Source organism: Xanthomonas sp. fls2-241-TYG-148, assembly GCF_030208815.1.
In the GTDB taxonomy this organism is placed as follows: Bacteria; Pseudomonadota; Gammaproteobacteria; order Xanthomonadales; family Xanthomonadaceae; genus Xanthomonas; species Xanthomonas campestris.
Window position 1 is genome coordinate 16,210 of the sequence record NZ_JARVTE010000021.1, and the last position, 26,666, is coordinate 42,875.

General features: G+C 66.3%; 27 protein-coding genes. 14 read left to right on the forward strand and 13 right to left on the reverse strand.

The features are described from left to right. Positions 1 to 10: 10 nt before the first annotated feature. From QRM60_RS18940 to rpsU, 5 genes are all read right to left on the reverse strand, one after another. Positions 11 to 511: a sulfur transferase domain-containing protein gene (locus tag QRM60_RS18940; RefSeq protein WP_115555182.1), complete on the reverse strand. Its 501-nt coding sequence runs from the start codon at positions 509 to 511 to the stop codon at positions 11 to 13. Then, positions 508 to 2,256, reverse strand: coding sequence for a DNA primase (gene dnaG, locus QRM60_RS18945; protein ID WP_115555183.1), 1,749 nt, complete (start codon positions 2,254 to 2,256; stop codon positions 508 to 510). The genes QRM60_RS18940 and dnaG overlap by 4 nt, the downstream gene beginning before the upstream one ends. 80 nt (positions 2,257 to 2,336) lie before the next feature. Further along, entirely contained in the window at positions 2,337 to 3,284 is a 948-nt protein-coding gene (locus tag QRM60_RS18950; protein WP_161960447.1) for a YihY/virulence factor BrkB family protein, read from the reverse strand. Positions 3,285 to 4,118: 834 nt separating this feature from the next. After that, positions 4,119 to 4,565: a GatB/YqeY domain-containing protein gene (locus tag QRM60_RS18955; protein ID WP_011038898.1), complete on the reverse strand. Its 447-nt coding sequence runs from the start codon at positions 4,563 to 4,565 to the stop codon at positions 4,119 to 4,121. A gap of 225 nt (positions 4,566 to 4,790) precedes the next feature. Beyond that, positions 4,791 to 5,006, reverse strand: a complete 216-nt coding sequence (rpsU, locus tag QRM60_RS18960; protein ID WP_002808376.1) for a 30S ribosomal protein S21 — start codon at positions 5,004 to 5,006, stop codon at positions 4,791 to 4,793. Positions 5,007 to 5,286: 280 nt separating this feature from the next. Between rpsU and tsaD the strand changes: the two genes are divergently transcribed. The 3 genes from tsaD to QRM60_RS18975 all read left to right on the forward strand — a co-directional run bounded on the left by tsaD (position 5,287) and on the right by QRM60_RS18975 (position 9,219). Continuing rightward, on the forward strand, positions 5,287 to 6,351 hold the full coding sequence (gene tsaD / locus QRM60_RS18965) for a tRNA (adenosine(37)-N6)-threonylcarbamoyltransferase complex transferase subunit TsaD (RefSeq protein ID WP_285446841.1): 1,065 nt from the start codon (positions 5,287 to 5,289) through the stop codon (positions 6,349 to 6,351). Positions 6,352 to 6,438: 87 nt separating this feature from the next. Continuing rightward, positions 6,439 to 6,792, forward strand: coding sequence for a dihydroneopterin aldolase (folB, locus tag QRM60_RS18970; protein ID WP_040941956.1), 354 nt, complete (start codon positions 6,439 to 6,441; stop codon positions 6,790 to 6,792). A gap of 255 nt (positions 6,793 to 7,047) precedes the next feature. Next, positions 7,048 to 9,219, forward strand: coding sequence for a glycoside hydrolase family 3 N-terminal domain-containing protein (locus QRM60_RS18975; RefSeq protein WP_285446842.1), 2,172 nt, complete (start codon positions 7,048 to 7,050; stop codon positions 9,217 to 9,219). Between the two features lie 327 nt (positions 9,220 to 9,546). Here QRM60_RS18975 and QRM60_RS18980 read toward each other — a convergent pair whose 3' ends face one another. Then, positions 9,547 to 10,725 carry a PQQ-dependent sugar dehydrogenase gene (locus QRM60_RS18980; protein WP_115555185.1) on the reverse strand — a complete coding sequence of 393 codons (1,179 nt, stop codon included), beginning with the start codon at positions 10,723 to 10,725 and terminating at the stop codon, positions 9,547 to 9,549. 170 nt (positions 10,726 to 10,895) lie between these two features. Between QRM60_RS18980 and yiaA the strand changes: the two genes are divergently transcribed. Beyond that, on the forward strand, positions 10,896 to 11,330 hold the full coding sequence (gene yiaA, locus QRM60_RS18985) for an inner membrane protein YiaA (RefSeq protein ID WP_115003739.1): 435 nt from the start codon (positions 10,896 to 10,898) through the stop codon (positions 11,328 to 11,330). Between the two features lie 39 nt (positions 11,331 to 11,369). On the opposite strand, the gene QRM60_RS18990 is transcribed toward yiaA, so the two are convergent. From QRM60_RS18990 to QRM60_RS19015, 6 genes are all read right to left on the reverse strand, one after another. Beyond that, entirely contained in the window at positions 11,370 to 11,717 is a 348-nt protein-coding gene (locus QRM60_RS18990) for a hypothetical protein (RefSeq protein WP_161962555.1), read from the reverse strand. Between the two features lie 174 nt (positions 11,718 to 11,891). Further along, complete coding sequence (locus QRM60_RS18995) at positions 11,892 to 12,389, reverse strand: hypothetical protein (RefSeq protein WP_285446843.1); 498 nt, start codon at positions 12,387 to 12,389, stop codon at positions 11,892 to 11,894. Between the two features lie 87 nt (positions 12,390 to 12,476). After that, complete coding sequence (locus tag QRM60_RS19000; RefSeq protein WP_115003742.1) at positions 12,477 to 13,778, reverse strand: APC family permease; 1,302 nt, start codon at positions 13,776 to 13,778, stop codon at positions 12,477 to 12,479. After that, positions 13,775 to 14,551, reverse strand: coding sequence for a L,D-transpeptidase family protein (locus QRM60_RS19005; protein WP_115555187.1), 777 nt, complete (start codon positions 14,549 to 14,551; stop codon positions 13,775 to 13,777). Before QRM60_RS19005 ends, QRM60_RS19000 begins: the two co-directional genes overlap by 4 nt. A gap of 163 nt (positions 14,552 to 14,714) precedes the next feature. Then, complete coding sequence (locus QRM60_RS19010; RefSeq protein ID WP_115555188.1) at positions 14,715 to 15,809, reverse strand: dipeptide epimerase; 1,095 nt, start codon at positions 15,807 to 15,809, stop codon at positions 14,715 to 14,717. Next, positions 15,806 to 17,215 carry an SH3 domain-containing protein gene (locus tag QRM60_RS19015; protein WP_285446844.1) on the reverse strand — a complete coding sequence of 470 codons (1,410 nt, stop codon included), beginning with the start codon at positions 17,213 to 17,215 and terminating at the stop codon, positions 15,806 to 15,808. Before QRM60_RS19015 ends, QRM60_RS19010 begins: the two co-directional genes overlap by 4 nt. 153 nt (positions 17,216 to 17,368) lie before the next feature. Between QRM60_RS19015 and QRM60_RS19020 the strand changes: the two genes are divergently transcribed. The 10 genes from QRM60_RS19020 to QRM60_RS19065 all read left to right on the forward strand — a co-directional run bounded on the left by QRM60_RS19020 (position 17,369) and on the right by QRM60_RS19065 (position 24,944). Beyond that, positions 17,369 to 18,178 (forward strand): N-acetylmuramoyl-L-alanine amidase, encoded by an 810-nt coding sequence (locus QRM60_RS19020; RefSeq protein ID WP_285446845.1) that lies wholly within the window; start codon positions 17,369 to 17,371, stop codon positions 18,176 to 18,178. Positions 18,179 to 18,301: 123 nt separating this feature from the next. Continuing rightward, a complete protein-coding gene (locus QRM60_RS19025; protein WP_285446869.1) occupies positions 18,302 to 18,991 on the forward strand; it encodes a M15 family metallopeptidase in 690 nt (229 codons plus the stop codon). Positions 18,992 to 19,001: 10 nt separating this feature from the next. Next, the gene (locus QRM60_RS19030) at positions 19,002 to 19,199 is read left to right on the forward strand and encodes a CPXCG motif-containing cysteine-rich protein (protein ID WP_103700432.1); all 198 of its coding nucleotides are present in this window, start codon (positions 19,002 to 19,004) and stop codon (positions 19,197 to 19,199) included. A 236-nt stretch (positions 19,200 to 19,435) separates the two neighbouring features. Beyond that, complete coding sequence (locus QRM60_RS19035) at positions 19,436 to 19,813, forward strand: hypothetical protein (RefSeq protein ID WP_011038880.1); 378 nt, start codon at positions 19,436 to 19,438, stop codon at positions 19,811 to 19,813. Between the two features lie 225 nt (positions 19,814 to 20,038). Next, complete coding sequence (locus QRM60_RS19040; protein ID WP_115555192.1) at positions 20,039 to 20,386, forward strand: EF-hand domain-containing protein; 348 nt, start codon at positions 20,039 to 20,041, stop codon at positions 20,384 to 20,386. A 239-nt stretch (positions 20,387 to 20,625) separates the two neighbouring features. Beyond that, complete coding sequence (locus QRM60_RS19045) at positions 20,626 to 21,060, forward strand: EF-hand domain-containing protein (protein WP_011270048.1); 435 nt, start codon at positions 20,626 to 20,628, stop codon at positions 21,058 to 21,060. Positions 21,061 to 21,226: 166 nt separating this feature from the next. Then, a complete protein-coding gene (locus QRM60_RS19050; RefSeq protein WP_115555193.1) occupies positions 21,227 to 21,979 on the forward strand; it encodes an HAD family hydrolase in 753 nt (250 codons plus the stop codon). A gap of 110 nt (positions 21,980 to 22,089) precedes the next feature. Beyond that, positions 22,090 to 22,656 (forward strand): hypothetical protein, encoded by a 567-nt coding sequence (locus tag QRM60_RS19055; RefSeq protein ID WP_115555194.1) that lies wholly within the window; start codon positions 22,090 to 22,092, stop codon positions 22,654 to 22,656. Next, complete coding sequence (locus QRM60_RS19060) at positions 22,656 to 23,321, forward strand: hypothetical protein (protein WP_115555195.1); 666 nt, start codon at positions 22,656 to 22,658, stop codon at positions 23,319 to 23,321. Before QRM60_RS19055 ends, QRM60_RS19060 begins: the two co-directional genes overlap by 1 nt. Positions 23,322 to 23,576: 255 nt before the next feature. After that, the gene (locus QRM60_RS19065; RefSeq protein WP_225043378.1) at positions 23,577 to 24,944 is read left to right on the forward strand and encodes a VOC family protein; all 1,368 of its coding nucleotides are present in this window, start codon (positions 23,577 to 23,579) and stop codon (positions 24,942 to 24,944) included. 111 nt (positions 24,945 to 25,055) lie between these two features. On the opposite strand, the gene QRM60_RS19070 is transcribed toward QRM60_RS19065, so the two are convergent. Beyond that, the gene (locus QRM60_RS19070; protein ID WP_115003750.1) at positions 25,056 to 26,327 is read right to left on the reverse strand and encodes a sigma-70 family RNA polymerase sigma factor; all 1,272 of its coding nucleotides are present in this window, start codon (positions 26,325 to 26,327) and stop codon (positions 25,056 to 25,058) included. Positions 26,328 to 26,666: the final 339 nt, after the last annotated feature.

The following is a 26,666-nucleotide window of genomic DNA, read 5'->3' on the forward strand; positions in this document are numbered from 1 at the left end:
AACAGATGCGTCACTGCGGCGGCGGTGGCTGCAGGCGTTCGCGCACCGCCGGTTCCAGTGATGGTTGCAGGCCGGCATCGCGCCCGATCTGCAGGGCCTGTTCGGCACTGGCGCCCTCGCGTGCGGCGAGCAGCGCCAACAACGCGCCGGCCCGATTGCCGCTTGCACAATGCAGCAACACCTTGCCCTGGGCTTGTTGGTCGAGCACGCGCTGCAATGCGCGCACGTTGTCCGGCGTGAGGCCGGCTGCAGTGCGGATCGGCAGGCGCACATAGCGCAGGCCCAGGGCGTGCGCGCTTGCGGTTTCGTCGTAGCCGCGCGCTTCGTCCGGGCCACGCAAGTCGATCACGGTCGTGACGCCGTTGGCGGCTGCCTCGCGCAATTGCGCCTGCGATGGCTGGCCGGCGCTCAGCACCGCGCGCGGGCGGTAGGGCGGTGCGGACTGTGCCAGCGCGCTGCCAGCGAGCAGCAGGAGCATCCAGACCGCGTGGCGCAGGCGTAGCGGCATCACAACGCTGCGAGCGCCTTGAGCAACTCGCGCATTTCGTACTTGTCGGTGTTGTCCAGGCCCTGCGCGCGCTGTTTGGCTTGCAGTTCTTCCACGCGCTGACGCAGCAATTGCTTGTCGAGCTGGGCGACGACGTCGTGCAACTCGATCGCCCAGCTGTGCTCGTCGCCGGGAAGCTCCTGCGCGGCCAGCTTCTGCAGCGCGACCAGTTCCTCGCGCTCGGCGAAGTGTTCCAGCAGCGCGCCGGTGCTGATTTCCGGCCGTTGCCGTACCAGCGCCAGCAGCTCCATCAACAACTCGATGCCGGGCAGGCGCAGACCGGAAAAATCGTGGTCGCCTTCCAGGCTCATCGCCAATGACGGCTGTTGCAGCAGGATGGCGATCGACGCACGCACCAGGCTGCGTTTCTGCGTGGGCGCACCCATGCGCGCGGGCGGCCGCGCTTTTGGCGGGGAGTGTTGCGCGGACATGCTCGCCCCAACGCCCGTCATGCGCGCCAGTTCCTGCTTCATCAGGTCGCCGAACGCGCCTTCGGGAATCTGCGCCAGCATCGGCTTGGCACGCTCGGCCAGGCGTGCCTTGCCATCCAGCGTATGCAGGTTGATCTCGCGCGACATTTCGTCGAAGAAGAACTGCGACAGCGGCGTGGCCTGTTTCAGGCGCGCATCGAAGGCCTGCGCGCCTTCCTTGCGCACGATGGTGTCCGGGTCCTCGCCGTCGGGCAGGAACAGGAAGAACGCCTGCCGGCCGTCCTTCATCCGCGGCAGCACCGACTCGAGCGCACGCCAGCCGGCCTTGCGCCCGGCGTTGTCGCCATCGAAACAGAAGTACACGTCCGGCGCATTGCGGAACAACAGCTCGGCGTGTTCCGGCGTGGTCGCCGTGCCCAGCGTGGCCACCGCCTGGGTCACGCCGAACTGAAACAGCGAGACCACGTCCATGTAGCCCTCCACCACGATCAGCCGTTCGATCTTCTGGTTGGCCTGGCGCACCTGCCACAGGCCGTACAACTCGCGGCCCTTGTGGAACAGCGCGGTTTCCGGCGAATTGAGGTATTTGGGCCCCGGGTCGCGGCCATCGGCCGGCGCGCCCATGATGCGCCCGCCGAAGGCAATGACGCGGCCGCGGCGGTCGAAGATGGGGAACATCACCCGGTCGCGGAACTTGTCGTAGACATGCCCGCGGTCGTTCTTGGAAAACAGCCCGGCACGTTCGAGCACGCTCATGCGGCGCGCATCGGTGCCCAGCGTGTCCTTCAGGGCGCTGTAGCCATCCGGTGCGTAGCCGATCTGGAAACGCGCGCGGTTTTCGGCATCCACGCCGCGCCCATCCAGATAGTCGCGGGCACGGTCGCTGCCTTCGAGCTGACGCTGGAAGAACTTGGTCGCCGCCTCCAGTGCCGAGTACAACTCGCGGCTGTCATCCTGCTGTTGCGGGGTGCGCTGCTGGGTCTCGCGCGGAATCTCCATGCCGGCGCGCTTGGCCAGCTCATCCACCGCGTCGAGAAATTCCAGGCGGTCGTAATTCATCAGGAAGCTGATCGCGGTGCCATGCGCGCCGCAGCCAAAGCAGTGATAGAACTGCTTGGTCGGCGACACGGTGAACGAGGCCGAGCGCTCGTCATGGAACGGGCAGCGCGCCGAATACTCCTTGCCCTGGCGCTTGAGCGGCACGCGACCGCCCACCACCTCGACGATGTCGGTGCGTGCGAGCAGTTCGTCGATGAACGCGTCTGGGATGCGGGCCATCCCGCTAGGATAATCCCTCGCGCCCGGCTCGGGCCTGTCTCAGCGCGTCTTCATCCGCAGCCGAGCGCCCACGGTTGGGCTCAGCTGCGCAACGGCGTCTCGGTGGAAGCCGGTGTGGCCGGCACAGCAGCGATCTCGGGCGGATGCTCCGGGTCCACGCCGGCATCGCGCAGTTTGCGGTGCGAGCGCACGCGCTCATCGATCACTGCGGTGAGCAGCGCGCCGATGAAGAACACCACTGAGGCGTAGTACATCCACACCAGCAGGATCACCAGCGTGCCCATCGAGCCGTACGCACTGCCGGGCGCAGCCTTGGCGATGTACACGCCGATCGCGTAGCGGCCCAGCGCAAACAGCAGCGAGGTAATGACGCCGCCCACGAAGGCCTGGCGCCAATTGACGGTGCGATCGGGCAGGTAGCGGTACAGGAACGCGAACGCCAGCGAATACAGTGCCAGCGTGGTGACATAGCCCACGGCCGGTAGCACCGAGGGCAGTCGCGCGAAGACCACCTGCAAGGCGGTAGTGGCGATCATCGAGACGATCAGCAGGAAGCCCAGCGCCAGGATCACGCCGAAGGAAAATACACGCTTCTTCAGCCACGCCATGATGCCGTCCAGGCGCTGCTTGTCGGTACGGAAGATCAGGTTGAGTGCGTTCTGCAGCTGCGCAAAGACCGCAGTGGCACCGATGAACAGCAGCAGCGTGCTCCACAGCCCGGCCAGCGAGCCCACACCGGGCTGGTCGGTGGCATTGCGGATCACCGTATCGGCGACTTCTGCCGCGCTGCCGCCGGCCAGTTGCGCGATCTGCTGCACCAGCGCTTCCTGCGCGGGTGGATACAGCGAGGCCGTCAGCCACAGCAGCAAGACCAGCAAGGGCGCCAGCGACAGCAGCGCATAGAACGACAACGACGCGGCCTGGGTCATCACGTCGATTTCGAGAAAGCGATTGAACAGCGCCATGGGCAGGCTGCGCTGCACGCGGGTCAGGTGCTTTTGCAGGTGTTCGGTGGAGAATGTCGTCACCGGCGGAGAATCCTTGGCGCATACCGTGGCGTGTGCAGGATTCAAGGGCCAGGCCGGTATGCGGAGTGCCTGGCCTGCGCCTGCGCTGGCATCACCGTTCTAGCAGGGCGGGATCGAAGGCATGGTGAAAAAATCGATGCTGGAGGATGTCGTGCAGCGTTGGCTGCGAGATCAGGTAAGGGCATGTGCCGGTGGCGCGCTGCCGGCTGGGCCAATATCAGCGCATCGTTGAGTGCTGCACATCACTTGCGGCGCCTGCCGTGCGATGCGTGGTTGACCTCAGCGCGCAGCGTTGATTCCTGTCTGCGATAGGTCGCAGACGCGTGCAGAAAAATCGGTGCGAGCCTTGCCACACTGCAGCGCAGTGTCGGACTTACGGCGAACCAACGGTATGAGGCGCGCAGATGCAATGTGCATTGGCCATTTGCTGGAGCCGGAGCCACATCGTCGCTTGCGCGCCGTTGTTCTCGGAACAGAAAAGGCAGTGGCAACAGCAGTACGGATCAGTGATCAGCGATGTACCAGCAGCACTGCGGCGTCGATGACGTCGTGCGGCTTAGAAGACGTGCGGCGGCGTACCGATATGCGCGGACTCGGCAGCGCGCAGTGCGCGTTCGTAGCAACGAGGCGATGGTTCAACCGCTGCGACTGATGTAACCGTGCGACGCACCGGGGCCTCGCATACCGCCTAGCTGCGATCCACTCGGAAGGCGAAGGCCCATCACCGGCGCGCGTCGTCATCGCACCACGCGGGCTCGACGCGCGCGGCAGCAGCAGCGCGCCCGCCGCCTGCATGCCCCGGCCATCGGCGCAGGGCATGCCGGTTGATCGGCCTCAGCCGGCCAGCTGCTTCTTCACCAGCGTGGACACCAGGCCCATGTCGGCCTGACCGGCCAGCTTGGGCTTGAGTGCGCCCATCAGCTTGCCGATATCGGCAGGGCTGCTGGCGCCCGTCTCGGCGACGGCCGCCTGGATCGCGGCCACGATCTCGGCTTCGCCCATCTTGGCCGGCAGGTAGCGCTCGATCACCACGATTTCCTCGCGCTCGATCTGTGCCAGATCCTCGCGGGCGGCGCCTTCGTACTGGGTCACCGAGTCCTTGCGCTGCTTGACCATCTTGTCGAGCACGGCAATGACGGCGGCATCGTCCATTTCGACGCGCTCGTCCACTTCCTTCTGCTTGATCGCGGCATTGATCAGCCGGATCACGCCCAGGCTGTGCTTGTCGCCGGACTTCATCGCAGCCTTCATGTCTTCGGTGAGCTGTTGCTTGAGGGACATGCTGTACTCCTGGGTGACGTAAGGGGGATCGCCGACAGGCGCCGCCGAGATGGCGGGTAACCGGCGTGAATGCAGCGACGCGGTGGCCGGGCCAACTGCCTCGGCACGCACGGCCGCGTCAGGCCAATACAAAAAGCCGGCGACGCTTACGCGTGCCGGCTCTTGGGTTCTACTCCGAGGGGCCGCGCCTACAGCGCCTGCCCACCGGCGAAGAACCGCGATCGATCAGTACAAGCGCTGGCGCTTGGTGACGTCGCGCGACGAGCGACGCAGCTGACGCTTCACAGCAGCGGCAGCCTTACGCTTACGCTCCTGGGTCGGCTTTTCATAGAACTCGCGCTTGCGGGTCTCGGCCAGCACGCCGGCCTTTTCGCAGGTGCGCTTGAAACGGCGGAGCGCAAATTCGAAGGGCTCGTTCTCGCGGACTTTAACGCTGGGCATGGGTTCTCCAGATAATGGGATTTCCGTCCGGGAGCCCCGGGCGGGTGCGAGCGGACTCGCGTGACGGAATTTCCGGGTTGCCCCGGCGAGCCGCGCATTATAACGACTTGGGAACGGCCTGCAAGCCCCTGGCGCAATCGAATGGATCGAGGGCGCCGGAACGTGCGTGCTGCCGCAGTTGGCGGGCCATTCCGCGGTTGCGCAGCATACCTGCGGAGACCGGTTTGCGCGCGGCAAAAGCTGCGAAAATGTCGCCCATGAACCTGCCTGCCGAACTGTCATGAAAGTGCTTGGGATCGAATCATCCTGCGATGAGACCGGAGTGGCGGTGTACGACACCGCGTTGTCCGGCGTGCCGGCGCTGCGTGCCCATGCGGTCTATAGCCAGATCGCGCTGCATGCCGAATACGGCGGCGTGGTGCCGGAGCTGGCCAGCCGCGACCATGTGCGCAAGCTGCTGCCGCTGATCCGCCAGACCCTGGACGAGGCCGGGTTGCGCATCGATGAGCTGGACGGGGTGGCCTATACCGCCGGCCCCGGCCTGGTCGGTGCCTTACTAGTAGGTGCGGGGGTGGCGCGCGCGCTGGCCTGGGCGCTGGAAGTGCCGGCGATCGGCGTGCACCACATGGAAGGCCATTTGCTGGCCCCGTTGATGGAAGACGACCCGCCGCAGCCGCCGTTCGTGGCACTGCTGGTATCTGGCGGCCATACCCAGCTGGTCTCGGTGAAGGCGCTGGGCGCGTATGAAGTGTTGGGCGAAACGCTGGACGACGCCGCCGGCGAAGCCTTCGACAAGACTGCCAAGATGATGGGGCTGCCGTATCCGGGCGGCCCGCAGCTGGCGGCGCTGGCCGAAACCGGCACGCCGGGGCGCTACAAGTTCGCGCGGCCGATGACCGACCGCCCCGGGCTGGACTTCAGTTTCAGCGGGCTCAAGACCCAGGTGCTGCTGGCCTGGCGCGGCAGCGACCAGTCCGACACCACCCGCGCCGACATCGCGCGCGGGTTCGAGGACGCGGTAGTGGAGACGCTGGCGATCAAGTGCCTGCGCGCGCTGGACGCCGCCGATTGCAACACCCTGGTGGTGGCCGGCGGCGTGGGCGCCAACAAGCGCCTGCGGGCCCGCCTGCAGGAGGCCGCGCAACGCCGCGGCGGCCGGGTCTGCTTCCCGCGCCCGGCCCTGTGCACCGACAACGGCGCCATGATTGCCTTCGCCGGCGCGCTGCGCCTGGAAGCCGGCGAGCACGCCGATGCCGCGGTGCAGGTGACGCCGCGTTGGGATATGGCGACGCTTGCGCCGCTAGCGGCGGCGCGGGAATCGAGAATCGGGAATCGGGAATCGTAAACGCCGTTCTCCGGTCCATTCTGTGCCGCGCTGTTGCTGGTCTTGCTTTTCACCATTCCCTATTCCCAACTCTCGATTCCCTATTCAATGGACAAAGTCTTTATCGAAGGTCTCGACATCGATGCGCTGATCGGCATCTACGACTGGGAGCGGCGGATCCGGCAGACGTTGCGGTTTGACCTGGAGATGGGGTTCGACAATCGCATTCCGGCCGCCAGCGACGACATCGCCGACACGCTCAACTACAAGGCGGTGAGCAAGCGGTTGATCGAGTTCGTGCAGCAGTCGGAGTTCGGCTTGGTGGAGACCCTGGCCGAGCGGTGTGCGGCGATCGTGCTGGAGGAATTTCAGGTGCAGTGGCTGCGGCTGAAGTTGAGCAAGCCGGGCGCGGTGCGCGGCGCGCAGGCGGTAGGCGTCATCATCGAGCGCAGCCGCAGCTGATCTGTGCTCCCACTGGCGCAATAGACGTTGGTGTATCGGAGTGCGGGAGGTGGCCGATCCGCCGGCAACCGGGCTCATCCAACTGCCGGGATCACTGGCGCTGCTGGGGACAGCGTCTGCCGCCGGCTGCGCGAACTGTGTCGCACTGCCGCACCGAACAGCTGAATCCGAGGCTGAACCGGGGTGGGGGCTTTCACCATCATGGTCGCATCAGGCTAGAATTGCCGACCATGTAAACGTTTTCTCAAGGATCTCATGGCTGCTGATCGCATCGACTCCCTGATTGCCCGCATGACCGTCGAAGAGAAGGTCGGCCAGCTCGGGGTATTCGCCGACATGGTGCGGCCGTTCGCGCCGGACGTGAATCCCGAGGCCAATGTCCTCAACGCCGACGAAGTGCTGCAACAGGTCCGCCAGGGCCGGGTGGGCTCGCTGTTCAATGGTGTGGGCGCTGCGTTGGGCGTGCAGATCCAGAAAGTGGCGGTTGAAGAAAGCCGCCTTGGCATTCCGGTGATCCTGGCCGCCGATGTCATCCACGGCATGCGCACGGTGTTCCCGATCCCGTTGGGCGAAGCGGCAAGCTTCGAGCCAGAACTGGCTGAGCGCACCGCGCGGGCCACCGCGATCGAGGCCACCGCTGCCGGCCTGCACTGGACCTATGCACCTGCGGTGGACATTGCGCGCGACCAGCGCTGGGGCCGTGGCGCGGAAGGCGCCGGCGAAGACGTGGTGCTGGGTATGGCGTTTGCCGCCGCGCGCGTGCGCGGCTTCCAGGGCAGCGATCTCAAAGCCGACGATTGCCTGCTGGCTACGCCCAAGCATTTCGCCGCCTACGGCGCGGTGGCGGCCGGCATGGAATACAACACGGTGGATATCGCACCGCAGACGCTGCGCGATGTGCATCTGCCGCCGTTCAAGGCGGCGTTCGATGCGGGCGCGCTGACGGTGATGTCGTCCTTCAACGACATCAACGGCGTGCCGGCCAGCGCCAACCACGAACTGCTTACCGAGATCCTGCGCGGTGAATGGCAGTTCCCGGGCGTGGTGATTTCCGATTACACCGCCGACATGGAATTGATTGCGCACGGCTACGCGGCCGATGAGCGCGACGCCACCAAGAAGGCGTTCCTGGCGGGTCTGGACCTGAGCATGCAGAGCGGTTTCTATGCCGCGCATCTGCCGTCGCTGGTGGAAAGCGGCGAGGTGCCGATGGCTACGCTGGACGCCAGCGTGCGCCGCATCCTGCAGCTGAAAGAGGCGATCGGCCTGTTCGACAATCCGTACCGCTCGCTGGATCCCGCACGCGAAGCCGATACCGCGCATCTGCCCGCGCACGATGCGTTGTCGCGCGATGCGGCGCGGCGTTCGATCGTGCTGCTCAAGAACGAAGGCGACCTGCTGCCGCTGAAGAAGAGCGGGCAGAACATCGCGCTGATCGGCCCGTTCGTGCAGGACCGCGAAAACATCGAAGGCTGCTGGACCCTGTTCGGCGACAAGGAACGGTACGTCACGCTCGAGCAGGGCGTACGTGCAGTGGTGGCGGCCGACAACCTGAGCGTGGTCGCAGGCTGCGGGCTGGAAGAGCCGTTGCCAGGCGGCATTTCCGCGGCAATCGATGCCGCGCAAGCTGCCGATGTGGTGGTGCTGGCGCTGGGCGAGCCGCAGCGGTTTAGCGGTGAGGCGCAGTCGCGGACCGAGATCACGCTGCCGCCGGCACAGCAGGCACTGGCCGAAGCGGTGGCCGCCACCGGCACGCCGATGGTGATCCTGTTGCGCAACGGCCGCGCGCTGGCGCTGAGCGGTGCGGTGCGCGATGCCGATGCGATTGCGGTGACCTGGTACCTGGGCACCCAGACCGGCACCGGCGTGGCCGACGTCCTGTTTGGTGATTACAACCCCTCGGCACGCCTGCCGATCAGCTTCCCGCAGGTGACCGGCCAGCAGCCGTATTTCTACAACCATCTGCGCACCGGCCGCCCGGAATTGCCCACGCTGTCCGAGTACAAGGCGCGCTGGCGCGAGATGCCCAACGAGCCGCTGTACCCGTTCGGCCACGGCTTGAGCTACACCACCTTTGCGTATGCGGCGCCGCAACTGAGCACCACGCAGCTGGGGTGGGAGCAGACGCTGACCATCACCACGCGCGTCACCAACACTGGCGCGGTGGCCGGCGAAGAAGTGGTGCAGCTGTATGTGCACGACCGGGTTGCCAGCCGCGTGCGCCCGGTGCGCGAGCTCAAGGGGTTCCGCAAGGTGCTGCTGCAGCCGGGCGAGAGTGCGGAGGTGGTGTTCACCCTGCAGCGCGATGCGCTGGCGTTTACCAACCACAAGGGCGTGTTCGGCGCCGAGCCGGGGCTGTTCGATGTGTGGGTGTGCGCGTCGGCCAAGAGTGGCGAGCCGGTGTCGTTCGAGTTGCTGGAAAGCTGAGGCATCGCCGTGGGCGTGGCCTGCCGCAGTGCAGGTCACCTTGTTATCAGGATGAAACGCGGGTCTCTGGATGGGCGACCTGTGACTCAGGTCAGGTGACCATCACACGCGTCGTTCGCATGCGAGTGCGTAGCGGCCAATCAGCGTTAGTGGTCAACGCGGTTGCCGCTGCGCGCAACTTTTTGCCGAAAGGCATGCATGCTGCAGAAAGTGCGTGTCGCAGAAAAAAAGCGCCGATCGCTCGGCGCTTCACCTCGCATCATGACCATCGCCAGCACGCGATGCGTGCGTGGCGATGGCATGACTCCCCTACTCAAACTCGCTGGTTCACGCGTCTTCCTCGACAGCGCCGGTGCGCTTGGGTGTCAGCTTGAGCAGACGGCCAGTGCTGCCGCTGGCCTCGTCTTCCAGCAGCCACAGCGCGCCATCTGGACCTTGCTCCACCTCGCGAATGCGCGCGCCCATGTCGTAGCGCGCCAGTTCGCGCGGTTGTTCGTCCAGCGACACCTGCACCAACGCCATCGACGATAGGCCACCGATGAAGCCATTGCCGCGCCATGCTGGGAATTGCTTGCCGCTGTAAATCACAAAACCTGCTGGCGAAATCACCGGCGTCCAGCTGATCTTGGGCGCAGCGAACTCCGGGCGCGTGTTGTGGTCCGGGATGGGCGTGCCGTCGTAGTTGTCGCCGTTGGACACCACCGGGTAGCCGTAATTGGCGCCACGCTGGATCAGGTTGAGCTCATCACCGCCGAGCGGGCCCATTTCGTGTTCCCACAGTTTGCCCTTGCTGTCGAACGCGATGCCCAGGATGTTGCGGTGACCTAGCGACCACACCTGCGCGGCAACTCCACCTTGCGCAGCGAAGGGGTTGTCGGCAGGCACGCTGCCGTCGTCGTTGAGACGAATCAGCTTGCCCAGATTGGCCTGCATGTCCTGCGCGGGCGTGAACTTCTGGCGTTCGCTGGAGCTGATCCACAGCTTGCCGTCCGGGCCGAAGGCAAGGCGATGACCGAAGTGCCCGTTGCCGGTCACCTTCGGGTCCTGCCGCCAGATCACCTTCAGGTCCGACAGGCTGCCACCGCCGTTTGCGTCCAGCGTCAGCTTGGCACGCGCCACCGCCGCGCCGCGCACATCGCCTTCGCCAGGTTCGGCGTAACTCACGTATACCAGCCCGTTGCGGGCGAACCGTGGATGCGCCAGCACATCGCCGAAACCACCCTGGCCGCCGTAGGCGACGGTGGGGATACCGGTGATGGCGCGTTTGCGCTTGGTTTTCAGGTCCAGGCGCATCAACGCGCCACGCTTTTCGCTGACCAGCAGGCTGCCGTCGGGCAGGAACGTCATGGCCCACGGCTCATCGAAATCGGCCACGGTGGTGGCCTGAAACGGCCATTGCGCCTTGGGAATGGACGCTGCCGGCGCGGTGGCAGGTGCGGCAAGTGCGGCGCCGGTGGCAAACAAGCTGGCCGTGCAGGCCAGGGCAAGCAGACGTCGAACTGACATGAGGTCCTCCAGGGGATGAGGCACGGTCACGTCGCAGCCCTCCCACAACGTGTCCCGCGTCGGGTTTTCAAGTACCTTACACGACGCCGTCCAGGCCGCCCTTGTCGTAGATCACCATCTGCGAGACCGCCGGGTCCCCTCTCGATGCTTCACCATGAAAAGGAGTTTCCATGGCTGTCACGCAGAAAACCTCGTTTGCCTTTGTTGCCGCATCGTGGGCCGCCTTGCTGCTCGGTGGCGGCGCCTATCTGGTCGGCCTGTGGAATGCCGAAATGCTGCTCAACGAAAAGGGCTATTACTTCACTCTGCTGTTGTTCGGCCTGTTCGCATCGGTGTCGCTGCAAAAAAGTGTGCGCGACCGTGTCGATGGCATTCCGGTCACCGGGTTGTATTACGCCATCTGCTGGTTTTCGCTGATTGCCGCGCTGTTGTTGCTGACCATCGGCTTGTTCAACGCAACACTGTTGCTCAGCGAAAAGGGCTTCTATGCGATGGCCTACGCACTGAGCCTGTTTGGCGCGGTCGCGGTGCAGAAAAACACGCGTGATGCGATGGATGGCCCGGCGGGGTCAGTGAGCCGCGCCGTCCCACCTGCCTTGGACTGACACTGCACCAGCTGGTACGTGTTAAAGCGAAACGCCACCTCAACGGTGGCGTTCTGCGTTCTTGGCGTGGTCATCGCCACTGACAAACTCTGCAGCGCTTTCCCACGCGCGCCGCACGGCATGGCGGGCCTTGCTCCAGCTCAACGACGAAGACCCACGATTGGCATCCCAGTCACGATGCAGCTCGGCTTCGACCTGATCGTAGGCGCGTGCCATATCGCGCACGCGTGCTTCGTGGCCGGCAAGATACGCGGCTTCATAATCTTCGTAGCGATCGCCTTCGGCGTAATACGGCTCCTCGGTGAAACGCTCGCGCCAGTATTGCGAGACGTTCTGGTTGCGGGTTTCGTCCGGGGCACGGCCGGGAATCTGGTAGGGCACGTTCATGCGCGTCTCCATTATTCGAATGTGCGAAATACCCTAGGGCGGCGGTTGTTAACTGCATGGCACGCCGGGTGATGGGTAGATCAAACTGTGGTGCTCGTCGGGTGCGTTGTCCAGGCTGAAGTTGGTTGCTCGGAGTATGCAATTGCGCCCACATCGGATATTTCCGCTGATGCTTCAGGTCGCCGCTGACGCGGCTTCATACGGCAATGGCGTTGCCCCTGCGCTCACCAGCGCAGATTCCGCATTGCGGAGTTCCTGTTCTTCGGCATCGATCACCACCAGCACGCGGCCGGCCTCGATCTCGTCTTCGAACTGGCGCCGCACCGGATCCGGCACGGTGGCACCCACCAGCGCGGACGACCACGTGCCAACCAAAGCGCCCGCAAGGGCCATGACACCGGCGCCAGCGACAGTGAGCCCAATTGGCGGCACCGCGATGGCGACCAATCCTGCGACCAGGCCCGCGGCACCGCCGGTGACAGCACCGCGGGCGGCGGCGGGAAGGAAATCGGTCTTGGCGTCCTTGCGTTCGTCGGGAACGCCTTCCACTTCGATATCCGAACGCGCGATCAGTGAGAGCGCATCGTTGTCGAGCCCCGCGCCGCGCGCGGCCTGCAGGACGCGTTGGGCACTGTCGATATTCGGTGTGCTGTAGACACGGCGCAGCTTCATCGCAACCTCCCGCAGGACTGTGCGTGGCAGCGTCATGCGCACGCAGTTAGTCGTGCGTGAGCGCTGCGCGAGCGCGGCGCGAAGCGCTCAGGCCGGCTTGCGCGGGAACAGGTAGAACACGCAGCCCACCAGCAAGGCCAGCCCGGCGGCGGCCAGGTTCTGCCAGCTGGCGCTCGCCAACAGGCCAAGCGACAACAGCAGAGCGGCGATGGGAATGAGCGGGCCGCCGGGTAGGCGCAAGGCATCGGTGCGCGCGCGATAACGCCGTGCCAGCACGATCACCGCCGCCGCCGTGCCGATATAGGCAAATAGCCGCGTGACCATCGACAGCAGTGCCAGCTGCGTAAACGAGCCCGACAAAGCCAGCGCCAGCGACAGCACACCTTGCGTGAGCACGGCTGCCGCTGGGGTGTGGAAGCGCGGGTGGACGCGCGCCAAAAAGGCCGGGCCGTAGCCGTCCTGGGCCAGCGCAAACAAAAACCGCGGGCCCAGCATCACCGTGTTGCTGGTGGTGCCCAGGATGGAGATGGTGGCGCCCACGGTGAGGATCAGCGCCAGGGCTTCGCCACCGAAGCGGCTGGCGGCATCGGCCAGTGGCGTCGGCGATGCCGCGAGATTCGGCAGGGTGCCCTGCGCCACCACCTGCACGGCGGCATAGATCAGGGTCACGGTGACGATCATGGTGATCAAGGCGAACGGCACGTCGCGGCGCGGGTTGCGGTACTCGCCTGCAGCGGCAGGGATGTTCTCGAAGCCGGCATACGCAAACAGCAACAGCAACGCGGCTTCGCCCAGATTGCCGAGGTCGCGCAGGTCTGGCGTGCTGCCGGCAAAGGCCCACGACCAATCCACGTAAAACAGGCCGATGGCCACGAACAACAGCAACGGCACCAGCTTGCCGATCACCAGCGCCACGCCGGTGCGTGCGGCTGACTTCACCCCGATCACGTTGATGGCGGTGAGCAAGCCCAGCGAGCCCACCACCACCAGCAGACGTTCCCAGCCGTCGCTGCCGGCGGCCGGCCAGAAGCGCGCCACTGCATCGGCCAGCCCGTTGCTCAATGCAGCAGCCGAACTGATGCGTGTCAACCAGATCATCCAGCCGATCTGGAAGCCGGTGAACGGGCCGAAGGCTTCGCGCGTATACAGATAGCTGCCGCCGGGCGTATCAAAATAACTGGCCGCCTGGGCGTAGCACAGCACCAGCAGCGCCACTGCCAGGCCGGCCAGCATCACCGCCCACAGGCTCATCGGCCCCAGCAGCGCGGCCGTGGCCGCGGGCAGCAGGTAAATGCCGCTGCCGATCACATCGTTGATCGACAAGCCCACGATCTGCCAGCGGCTGACCGCGCGCACCAGTGCGGGAGATTCATTGCCCTGGCTGCTCATGGCGTGGCCTGCGCCAGTGCCGGCAACTGCCAGCTGCGTTGCAGGCGCGCGTATTCGGCACGTGGCAACAGCACGAACAGCGGCGCGTCCTCGGGCTTCAACCAGGCGAGCAAGCGTTGCATGTCTGCCGGCGCCATCGCGGTGCAGCCGGCGGTGGCATGGCCCGGGCTGCGCCACAGATGCGCGAAGATGCAGCTGCCGCGGCCGGGAATTGCCTGTGGGTTGTGCGCAATCACAAACCCTTCCTGGTAGCGCGCATCACCGGGCTGGCGCAGATCCAGGCGCATCGGTTCGGTCGAGCCGGCCACCGCGGCCTTGCCCACCTGGTCGGCATCGACGATGCGGTTGTACAGCGGCGAGCTGGGTACATCCATGCAGTAGTGGCTGGCCTGCATCGGCTGGTACGGCATGGCGCTATCGATCTGCGGCGCATAGCCGAACGCGGGGCCGATGGCGAAGATGCCGGCCGGGCTGCGGCCGTCGCCTTCCCGTTTTTGCGGGCCTTGCGTCTGGGCCGGGTGCAGGCCCTCGCCCCAGGCGCTGCCATGCTGGCCCAGCGCAACGGCAAACGCCGGTGCAGCCGGTTGCCAGCGGCCATCCACGCGGTGGAAGGCCTGCAGGCGTGCCTGGGTGCTGTCCCAGTCCGCAGTGGTCACCACGATCAGGGCGCGTGCCGCCTCCAGTGCCGGCACCGGGGCGGCACTGCCTGGCGCACTGCTGCTCAGCAGGACCGCCAGCACCACGAAGGATCGAAACAACACAGCGATGCGCATGCAGGCTCCAGTGATCACTGACCAGCGGCAGACACCGCTGCAAAGGGGGCGGCGCGCACCGTATTGCCGTTCGGCACTGCACGCCTGATCGCTACTGTACCCAGCAACGCGCGCGCCTGCGCATCGGTGGATGCAACGCAGCGCTGCGCGGCATGTGCGCCGATCAGGGCAACAGCTCCAGCCCGCGGATGCGCCGGATGCCCAGGCCGGGCGCGTCGTCGATATGAATCTGCGCTTCATTGAAATGCACGCCGCCCTCGGTGGGGTCGAACTGCCCCAGCGCCGGCGCGTCCAGGTCGGCCAGGGTGATGCTGTCGGCCTTGGCCACCGCCAGATGCACCGCGGCGGCCACGCTGATGCTGGATTCGATCATGCAGCCGATCATGCACGGCATGCCGTACAGCGCGGCGATATCGGCAATCCGGATGGCTTGCGACAACCCACCGGTCTTCATCAACTTGATGTTGACGATGTCGGCTGCGCGGCGCTGGATGAGGTCGATCACCTGCGCCGGCGCGAACACGCTTTCGTCGGCCATCACGGGTGTATCGATATGTGCGGTGACGAACGCCAGGCCATCGAGGTCGGCAGCCTTGACCGGCTGCTCCAGCAACTCCGGAGCGATGCCTGCATGCTCCAGCGTGCGCATGGTGCGCACCGCCTGCTTGGGCGTCCACCCCTGATTGGCATCCAGCCGCAGCGATGCGCGGCCCTGCACGGCAGCGTGGATCGCCTGCACGCGGGCCAGGTCCGAGTCGCTGTCCTTGCCGACCTTGATCTTCAGCGCGCGGTAGCCACGCGCAAGCGCGTCGTGCGTATCGGCCACCATCACCTCGATGGGATTGGCGCTGATGGTGATATCGGTGGTGATGCGCGGAGTGCCGCCACCCAGCAGCTGATACAGCGGCGCATCGAACGCCTGCGCCCACAGATCGTACAGCGCGATTTCCACCGCGGCCTTGGCACTGCTGTTGCGCTCCAGCGCCTGCTGCACCAGCCCGCATAAGCGGTTGAGATCGGCCACGTCCTGACCGACCAGGCGCGGGCCGATGCAGTGCGTGATGGCAGCGATGATGCTGGCATGCGTCTCGCCGGTGATCAGCGCGGTGGCGGGCGCGGCGCCATAGCCGATGTGGCCGCCGTCGGTCTGGAGCAGTACCACCACATCCTCGATGGCCTGCACGGTGCGCACCGCGGTCTTGAACGGGGTTTTCAACGGCACGCGCAGCATGCCCAGGCGGAAACCGGTGATCTTCATGGCAAGGCCGTGGCGGCGACGCGTTGGATGCGGGTGATGTGGTCGATGAAGGGGGTACCGTCGCCGGCGAGCAGCGGCAGCAGCGGCGTGACCGAGACGCCGTTCAAGCGCGCGCGCTGCAGGGCGCCGGCGGCATCGCGGTAGCCCGCACCGGCCACGTCGTGGATCACCCACGGCGCACCCTGCACATGCCCGATCACCAGCATCACGTGGCCGGGGATGTAGATCAGGTCGCCCACCTGCAGCCGCGCCAGCTGTTGTTGCCGTTGCGGCAAGGGAGCGCGTTGATCGAAGGGCACGCTGTGCAGCACCGGGCTGCGAGCCTGGTCGCCGGTGTTACGTGGCAGCGCGATGCCGAGGCTGCGATAGACATCCAGCACGAAGCCGCTGCAATCGCGCGCGGCGTAATCGTTGCCCCAGCCGTAGCGCTCACCTAGGAACTTGAACGCCTGGCGCAGCAGTGCTGCCTCGCTGAGTGGCAACGCACCGACACGCACATCCGCACCACGCGGCACCAGCGCCGGCACCAGTTGCAGAGCACCGCGCGCATCGCGCTGCGGCAGCTCCACCACGTATGCGGCGAGTGGCAATTGCCCGTTGACCGGCGTCTGTGGCGGCCAGCGCGGCAGCAGCGGCAGGTTGGTGCCCATATCCAGGGTCAGTGCGGAGACCGCCGGCAATTCCGGCGTGTAGGCGCTCTGCACGCGCGCGCCGGTTACCACCAGGCGCGGGCCGCGTTGTGCGTAGTCGAGCACCTGGGCGCGCGTGCCCACCGCCAGCTGATCATTGGCGACCCAGGCGGCGTAGTTTTCGGCCAGCACGAAGCGCCACGCACCATCGGCACTGGTGTGCAGCACGGCGACCGGCGTGCCGGGGTAGAGCGCCGACTCCTGAAACCGGTCGATATCGCGGTCGTCGGGAGTGGTGAACACCCGCTGCGTGGTCGGGAAGGTGCGCAAGGCGGCGCGCTGCACCACCAGGGCATAGGCCGGCGTGATTCGCGCGGGTAACGCATCCAGCGCCAGCGATTGCCGCAATGCATCCAGCTGCGCTGCACTCACCGTCTGGCCATCGGTACTGTAGAGCGTGCGCCTTGGCGTTGCCGACAGCGTCTGGATCCATGCGCGCACCTGCGCGGCCGTCAGCGTGGCGGGCAGGCGCGCCAGGTCGTGCATGGAGGCATCGTCACGCAACAGCCGTGCATTGAACGCGGCGATCTGCGTGCCAGGCATGCGCGGCGCGTTAGCCGTGTCGCTGCGTGCGATCCAGTAATCGGCCTGCAGCTGCGCGTCGTCCACGGCGAACGGTGCCTGCAGGGAAGGCGAGCTGTCCGCGCACGCCATACCGCTGGCGAGCATCACGACCAGACAGAGCAACCACAAGCACAGAGGGCGCGACACGGGCATGGCAGGAGTTCTCGACGATGGCCGCGGCCGGCATGCTGCGAAGCGTTTAGTCTAGTCGCGTTGCGCTGTGCCCGCGCGGCGCTCACCCGCACGTGTGCCCAGGCCGGTGCACGTCGCACCTGCCTGCGTTTGCCGTCATTGAAGGAGAACCGGATGTCCCCTCGTCCTCGCGCGTTGCACCTGTGGTCACGTGCCGCGCTGTGCGCGGCGGTGCTGCTGCTGGGCGCGTGCGCGCATGCGCCGCAGCGCAACCCGCTGGCCCAGTGGGTGCCGTCGCCAAACCAGGATGCGCGGCGCCCGATCCTGATCGTGCTGCATTTCACCGACCAGCACTCCGTGCAACAGAGCCTGACCACCTTGCGCGGCCGCAACAGCGGCGGCCGGGTCAGTGCGCACTACCTGATCGGCGAGGATGGCCAGCGCTATCAACTGGTCCCCGACAGCGCACGCGCCTGGCATGGCGGTGCCGGGCGCTGGGGCACCATCACCGATGTCAACTCGGCCTCGATCGGCATCGAGTTGGACAATGATGGCCACGAGTCCTTTGCCCCGGCGCAGATCGACAGCCTGCTGGTGTTGCTGGAGGACCTGTGCACGCGCCTGCGCATCCCGCGCACCCAGATCGTCGGGCATGAAGATGTCGCGCCCACACGCAAGAACGACCCGGGCCCCCTGTTCCCGTGGAAGCGCCTGGCCGATGCCGGCTTCGGCCGCTGGCCGGCCGCCGACAGCCCCACCGCGCCCGCCGGCTTCGACCCCTGGCAGGCACTGGCCCTGCTCGGCTACAGCCTGGACGACCCCGCCGCCACCCTGCAGGCCTTCCACCACCACTTCCGCGGCAATGATGCCAAGGTGCTGGATGCGGAAGATCTGCGCATCCTGTTTGCGTTGACGCGGCCGTTGCTGCCGGCTTCGCAGCCCGCGCTGACCGATGACCGCAGCGACGCTGACAGCAGCCGCTAGACACTGCTGCGTGCGGGCCTATGCTGCGGTTTGTGGGTGTCGATTCATCGTGGATCCGCCACCGGTTTTTATTAAGAGGTCTTCATGCGGCACATCCTTTGCGGTGCAGTACGTCAGGTGCGTATGGCGCTGGCCGCGGTCCTGCTGCTGCCCTTGACCGCGCTTGCCGCTGATGTACGCATCTCGCCAGCCACCACGGCTGCAGAAGCGGGGCTGATCGATGTGCGCACCCTTGCGCCCAACATCGATGTCGACATGCGGTACGCCGGGCGCGACAACTTCACTGGCCGCGTGGTGCCGGGCTACGTGGCGCCGACCTGCTACCTGCTGCGACCGGCCGCCGAGGCGTTGGCAAGGGTGGCACGTGCGGTGAAGGCTGATGGCGATCGCCTGCAGGTCTTCGATTGCTATCGCCCGGTGCGTGCGGTGCAGGCGTTCGTCGCGTGGGCGCGTGATCTGCAGGCGCAGTCGACCAAGGCGCAGTACTACCCGCGCGTGAACAAGCGCGCGCTGCTGGGCGATTACATCGCCGAGACCTCCGGGCACAGCCGCGGGGCCACGCTCGATCTGGGGTTGCTGACCTGCAAGCGCGGAACCTGCGCGCCGGTGGACATGGGGACGCCATTCGACTTCTTCGACGCCCGGGCACATACCGACGCGCCCGACATCAGCGCAACCCAACGCGCGCACCGCCAGCGCCTGCTGCGCGCAATGGCGGCTCAGGGCTTCGTCAACTACCCGATGGAATGGTGGCACTTCACCTTTCGTCCGGAACCCACGCCCGACACCGCCTACGACGTGCCGGTCAACTGAGGAACCTGCCATGTCCGATCCGGAACGCTTTGTCGATATCGCCTGCCCCTATTGCGGGGAATGGATCACCCTGGCGCTGGATCTGTCCGGCGGCGACCAGCATTACATCGAAGATTGCCAGGTCTGTTGCAAGCCCATGTCGGTGAGCGTGCAGTGGGATGAGGAAGGCGAAGCGCAGGTCAGCGCACGTGGGCAGGACGACGCCTGAGCGCTAGGCGGCTTTGCGCAGGCTTGGCGAACGAACAGCCCACCGCGTAACGGTGTTGCGCCGCCGAACGAATGAGTGGAATGAGGCGTTACCCACGTCGCTTCGCTTGCCGCACCGAGGCTGCGGCAGCGGCCGCTGGCTGCACGATCCAGTGGCGCGCCAACCGCAGTGCCGCGCGTGGTTGCCCCGCGCACTGCCGCTAGACTGGGGCGTCTCTCGCGCTGGAACGCCTTTTAATGAATCTGCCTCTGCACTTTGGCCTACTCGGATCGCTGGAAGCCGGCCTGATCGCCCTGGTGATCGGGGTATTGCTGTTTGCCGGGGTCGAGCACCTGGGCCGGCGTCTGCAGTTCACCCATGGGCACACCCTGGGCATCGCCTGCCTGCTGGCGGTGGCCATCGGCGCTGGCTACGACATGTGGCATCTGGTTTACACCAGCGTGGTGCGGCTCGAATCACCGCTGTATGCGCGCGTGGCATTGGCCAAGATCCACGACCCGAATGAACTGGGCTCGCGCGTGGTGCTCGAAGTGGCCGGTGCGATCGCCGGTGTGGTGCTGGGTTGGCGATTGTTCAGTTCCGCGACGTGGGACGATGACGCGCCTGCTGCGTAAAAGCGGCCATCAAAACGAGCCTCAAGTCTCAAATTCGCGGTGATTGAATGGGGCGCTTCTGTTTGGCTCACGCATGCCTAACAGCCGCCTAATCGCAAAGAATTGTTGGGTGGTTAAGAGGACGTTTTGCGGCAAATCAGGGCAGGTTGAACGTTCATTTGCGATGGGTAGGGTGGTGCCATGTGCGGCGACACCGTGCATTCCCAAGACAAAGGAGACCACCCAATGAAGACCCGTAACCGCACTTCGCTGATCGCTGCCACCGCCGCCCTTGCTGCCGCTCTGGCGCTGCCGGCCATGGCGCAGAGCGCCTCCCAGGATGCTGCGCAGCCGGCGCAGACCGGTAGCTCGGCAACCAGCGCACAGTCGCAGTCTGGCGGTGGTCAGACCTGGGCCAGTGTAGACACCGATAGTGATGGCGCCATCAGCAAGCAGGAAGCGCAGGTCAATGCAGGTCTTGCGCAGATTTTTGATAGCGCGGACGGCAACACCGACGGCAAGCTGACCCCGGATGAGTACAAGGCCTTCGTCGCCAAGCAGAGCGGCGGCGCGACCGGTTCGCAGGGGCAGTAAGCTGCAACCCACAGCTTGAGCGTTTCTTCCAACCGGCGGAAACATGGAGAACTCAACGCGATGTTTACCCACTGACATGACGATGGAGGTGCGAAATCAGCCAACCACTGCATGAGCGCCGCGTGCGCTGAGAACATTGTTAGGATGGAACACACGGGAGCGGTCTGCCAGGGTCGCTCCCGTTCTTTTTACGTCTACCGGGTTAACGTGCACTGCTTTCCTGTGCCCGGCGGTCATCTATGTCTGTGCGTCTCACACTACTGATCGGCTTGTCGGCAACGGGCATGGTGTGGGCCGCCCCACCGGAACTGCCGCCTGTCACGCCTGCGCCGGCCCCGGCCGCGCCTGGATCGAGCACGCAGACCATGGCGCCGCTGCCGATTGATCCACCGGCACCGGCCAGCACGCCGTTGTTGCCCGCGGCGCCCGCGGCCACATCTGGTGCAAAAGGCGGCGCAGAAGCGGCGCTGCCCAGTCAGGCCGGGACCTTGGGCCCGCGCAGTTTCCGCAGCCTGGATAGCGATGCCGATGGCTCGCTGACCGCTGCGGAAGCCGGCGCGGACCCGGTGCTGCGCGAGAATTTCGCCCGGTTCGACAGCAATGGCGACGGCCGCCTGTCGCGGGACGAATTCGCCAGCTACCAGCCCGGTCCGGGCGACGCGGCGGGGGACTGAGGGCGCGATTGAGATGCCGGTGCCGCCGCCAACAGGCGCGCTGCCGTGGTCAGCAATCCGCATCTGCCAACCGCGCGCGACGGTCGTTGCAGCCTGCGTTGGCGACGGCTCGTCACACGCCGCCAGCCACGCTGAACACGGCCATGCGCGCTGCTAGACTTGCCCGATGACTCCCATTGCACAGCGCGACGGCCAGGCGATCCAACTGGTCGGCTTCGACGGCGACGACACCCTCTGGAAGAGCGAGGATTATTACCGCACGGCCGAAGCGGACTTCGAGGCCATCCTGTCCGGCTATCTGGACCTGGGCGACAGCCGCATGCAGCAGCATCTGCTGGCAGTGGAGCGGCGCAATCTCAAGATCTTCGGCTACGGTGCCAAAGGCATGACGTTGTCGATGATCGAAACCGCCATCGAGTTGACCGAAGCGCGCATCGAGGCACGCGACATCCAGCGCATCGTCGAGATTGGCCGCGCCACGCTGCAACACCCGGTGGAGGTCATTGCCGGCGTGCGCGAGGCGGTGGCTGCAATCGCCGCCGACTACGCGGTGGTGTTGATCACCAAGGGCGACCTGTTCCATCAGGAGCAGAAGATCGAACAGTCGGGCTTGAGCGATCTGTTTCCGCGCATCGAGGTGGTGTCCGAGAAGGATCCGCAGACCTATGCGCGCGTGCTGGGCGAATTCGATCTGCCGCCGGAGCGCTTTGTGATGATCGGCAATTCGCTGCGTTCGGATGTCGAGCCGGTGCTGGCGATCGGTGGCTGGGGCATCTACACACCGTATGCGGTGACCTGGGCACACGAGCAGGACCATGGCGTAGCAGCGGATGAGCCGCGCCTGCGCGAAGTGCCGGACCCATCCGGTTGGCCGGCCGCCGTGCGTGCGCTGGATGCGCTGGCGGGGCGCCAGCAGTAAGCTGAGCCGGCACTGCCGGGCAGGACGGCACGGCGCGTTCCACCGCACTGCAGTGGACAGGACGTTTTTTTGGAGCGGCGCGGTGCGCCGCCGAGCGAGGAGGGAATCTGATGAAGGTGTTTTCGTTGCTGCAAGCGTCCACCGCGCGTGCCTTGGTGTTGGCGGTGTTGTGCTGTTCCGCGCCGCTGCTGGCAGCGGAGCTGGAGGAGGAGCGCGTCAACCCCAGCGAGGTGGTGTTCCGGCAAGGCCAGCCTTACTACGACGATGGCGGCACCTTCGTGCAGCTGCAGACGCGCCGCATCGATGGCGAACTGGTGTATGTGCGCAAGGTGCGGTTCGATCCTGAAAACGGCTATGTGGACGCGCAAGGCGACAGCGTGGCGCGTTTACAGCCACGGTCAGGTGCGCGCCACGCTGCTGGCGATGACGGCGCGAGTCCCTGGGCACGCGCCGGCTACGGCGATGGCTACGGCTACGGCGCGATCCGGCTCGGTGCCAGCCGCAACCGCCCCTACGGGCAGGTGTACTACGGCAACGGGCTGTACGGCCCGGACCCGTACAGCAGTCCGCACAACCGCGATGCGCGCCAGCGGTATGTCGGCCCGGGTTACATCGGATCCTGCGATCTCAGCGGCTGCCGTGAAGTGCACTACTACGGCGTGTACGATCTGCGCTGATGCGCCACCGGCCTGACAGCCGCACAGGCTTGCGGCATCATCTGCGCATGCCTGTGTTGCACGCCCTGTCGCTTCGAACCGTGCCGCTGCTGCTGGCGCTGCTGCTGTTGCCTGCATGGGCCGCGGCGCAGAGTGCGCCAGCGCCAGCAGCGCCTGCGTCGGCCGCTGCCGCGACGGGACAGGAAACCGCGCCGGCAGTGATGCCGGGCACCGGCGACGCCTGGGTGGACCAGCATCTGGCCGATATGGGCAGCTACGCGCAGCGCTATCCGGACAGTTTCATGGACGAGGTGGCGCGCTACGCCGGTGTACGCCGCGGCTATGTGCAGGCGCTGCTGCAGGTGCACGGCTGGCATGCGGGGGACATCTATTTCGCCTGTTTCTGGGCGCAGACGGTGCAGCTGTCCTGCCGCGACACCGTGCGCGCCTTCAGCCGCGACCATCACGACGGCTGGCAGGGCGTGATCACGCGGCTGTCGGTGGCGCCGGACACGGCGCACCTGCGTGCGTTGCGCCACGCCATCGTGGCCAGCTACGACCGCTGGGAGCGGCCGATCACGCTGGACGCGCTGCTGCGCCGCCAACTGGGTGACCATACCCAGCGCCTGGAAGCGGCGCGCGAGGCCAGCGAGGCGGCCGAAGCAGCAGTGCAGGCCGGGTTGTAGCGCGGTAGCTGTCGCGTGGCAGCGCGATGGTGCAGGCGCAACGGGCGCTGCGATGGACTTGCCGATGACCGCGGCACGGCGCAATGACGCGACACTGCGCAGCATGGCGCGCGAGTAAGCCGAACGGCGCCTGGCAGCGCTGCTGTCTGCCCGCCAACACGCGATGCCGATGCTGCCTTGCAGCTGGCCGCCAGCTGGCAGGGTCGGCGAGAATGGGGCAACGTCGGCAGTGGCCGGCACTGCCAAGACTGTCCCATGCGCGAGACCGTGTTTGTTTCCCCTGACCAGATCCGCAGCCTGTTTGCGCAGGCCATGTCAGACATGTATCGCGCCGAGGTGCCGCTGTATGGCGACCTGATGACCCTGGTGGCCGACGTCAACGCGCAGACCCTGCAGGCCGATCCGGCACTGGCGGCGCGGCTGCAACGCAACGACGAGCGCGCGCGGCTGGATCTGGAGCGGCATGGTGCGATCCGGGTCGGCACGGCACAGGAGCTGGCCACGTTGCGGCGGCTGTTTGCGGTGATGGGCATGCACCCGGTGGGCTATTACGACCTCTCTGTTGCGGGCGTGCCGGTGCACTCCACCGCCTTCCGCCCGATCGACGATGCAGCGTTGTCGGCCAATCCGTTCCGCGTGTTCACCTCGCTGCTGCGCCTGGAGCTGATCGAAGATCCGGCGTTGCGCGCGCAGGCGGCGGAGATACTGGCGCAACGCCAGATCTTCACCGCCGAGGCGCTGGCACTGATCGAGCAGCACGAGCGTGCTGGAGGCCTGGATGCGACACAGGCGCAGCAGTTCGTGGCACAGGCGTTGGAAACCTTCCGTTGGCACGGCGATGCAACGGTGGCGCTGCCGACCTACCGCGCGTTGAGCCAGGCGCACAAGCTGATTGCCGACGTGGTGAGTTTCCACGGCCCGCATATCAATCACCTCACGCCGCGCACGCTGGATATCGATGCGGCGCAGGCGCAGATGCAGCGCGCCGGCATCGAGGCCAAGGCGGTCATCGAAGGCCCGCCACGCCGGCGCGTGCCGATCCTGCTGCGGCAGACCAGCTTCAAGGCGCTGGAAGAGCCGGTGCGCTTCCTGGGCGAAACGGGCCAGGCCGAGCAGGGCACGCATACCGCGCGCTTCGGCGAGATCGAGCAGCGCGGGCTTGCACTCACACCCAAGGGCCGCGCGCTGTACGACGCGTTGCTGGCGCAGGCGCGCGAGACCGAGGGCGCCGGCAGTACCGGCAGCGATTACGCCACCGTGCTGCAGACCGCGTTCGTTGCGTTCCCCGATGATGAAGCGGTGCTGCGCCAGGAAGGCCTGGGGTATTTCCGTTACGCGCTCACCGAGGCCGGCCGCGCCGACCCGGCGCAGGTTGCCGCGATGCCGGCCGAAACCGCGATCGCGCTGGGATTGGTGCGCGCCGATCCGATCATCTACGAAGACTTCCTGCCGGTGAGCGCGGCGGGCATCTTTCAATCCAATCTGGGCGGCGCCGAGCAGCGCGCCTATGCCGCGCACGCCAGCAAGAGCACCTTCGAACGCGAACTGGGCGCGCCGGTGCATGACGAGTTTGCGCTGTATGCGCAGCTGGAGCGCGACTCGTTGCGGGCGTTGCTGGTGTAGCCAGGCGGTGGCGTTTGTATCGCGTGCCGCGCCGCATTGGGGCTGCGGTACGTGCGGCGAACCCATCTAATCGTTCGGCGCAAGCAAGCACGTAAAACGACAACGCGTGCGTTACGCGGGTAATCCGGTGCAGGCATCCGCGCGGGCCAGCAGGAATGTCTTGTCGCGTGCGTTGCCGGCCAGCGTGGCGGCGTGCAGGAAGTCAGCGCGTGCTTCGTCAAACCGGCCGAGCTTGTAGAGCAGGTCGCCGCGAACGCTGGGCAGCAGATGATAGTGACGCAGCGTGTTGTCCTGCTGCAATGCCTCTACCAGCACCAACCCTGCCGCCGGGCCCTCGGCCATGGCGATGGCCACGGCGCGATTGAGTGCAATCACCGGTGATGGAACGCGCTGCGCCAGCCGTGTGTACAGCGCGGCGATGCGCGACCAGTCGGTGTCCTGCGCCTGCGCGGCGGTGGCGTGGCAGGCGGCGATGGCAGCCTGCAAGGCATAACTGCTTTCGCCACCTCCCAACTGCTGCGCGCGGGCCAGCGCGGCCAGGCCGAGCTGGATCAGCGGTTGATGCCAGCGGCTGCGGTCCTGCTCCAGCAATAACACCGGTGCGCCGCTGGCATCGCTGCGCGCAGCGCTACGTGAGGCCTGCAATGCCATCAACGCGCGCAATGCATGCACCTCGGCGGCAGTGGGCATCTGCTCGGCAAGCACGCCGATCAAGCTCAGCGCTTCGTGGCAGAGCGCAGGCCGCTGTGCATCGTCGCCGTCGCTGGCCGCGTAGCCTTCGTTGAAGATCAGGTACAGCACCTCCAGCACCGAGGCCAGCCGCGCATGCCGCTCGCTCCCGCGCGGCACTTCGAACGGCACCTGCTTGTCGCTGAGCGTGCGTTTGGCCCGCACGATGCGCTGGGCGATGGTGGCTTCCGGCACCAAAAACGCGCGTGCGATCGCGTCGGTGCTCAAACCGCCGAGCAGGCGCAAGGTCAGTGCGACACGCGCATCGGTTCCCAGCGCCGGGTGGCAGGCCACGAACATCAAACGCAGTTGGTCATCGCCCAGGTCATCATCGGGATCGACGACCTGCGCGGCACTGGCGGCTTGTTGTTCGCGTTCGATCTCGAAGCTCAGCGCATCGTGCTTGCGCCGCTGCAACTGATAGTGGCGCAGGCGGTCGATGGCGCGGTGCTTGGCGGTGGTCATCAGCCACGCGGCCGGGTTGTCGGGAATGCCGTTGCGCGGCCAATGCTCCAGTGCAGCGACCAGCGCATCCTGCGCCAGTTCTTCGGCCAGCCCGACGTCGCGGAGCTGGCGTGCCAACGCACCGATGATGCGTGAGGCCTCGCGGCGCCACAGGGTGTCCAGCAGTGCGGAAATGTCGGTCGCGGCCATGGGCACCGATCAGAGCATTCCCGCGTGTCGCCAGCAAGACGCGCCGCAGCGCGCCTGCATGGCTCAGCCCGGTTCGCAGAGGTTGTGCAGGACATCTGCATCGCCGCAGCGTGCGAACGTGCGCTGTGTCTGCCAGCGATGCTGCAGCAGCGTTTCTGCAGGCGGCGTGGTGTGCACGGCGACACGTGACGGTGTGCACTGCGCGCTCCAGATCGCCCTGCTGCACGCGGTGCACGGCTGCTGCGTCATCCGTGCCATCGGCGCAAGACACTGCACCGTGGCGACTGCGCACATACCCCGCAACATCAAACAGTCCTCGCACACGTTACAGGGCAGCAG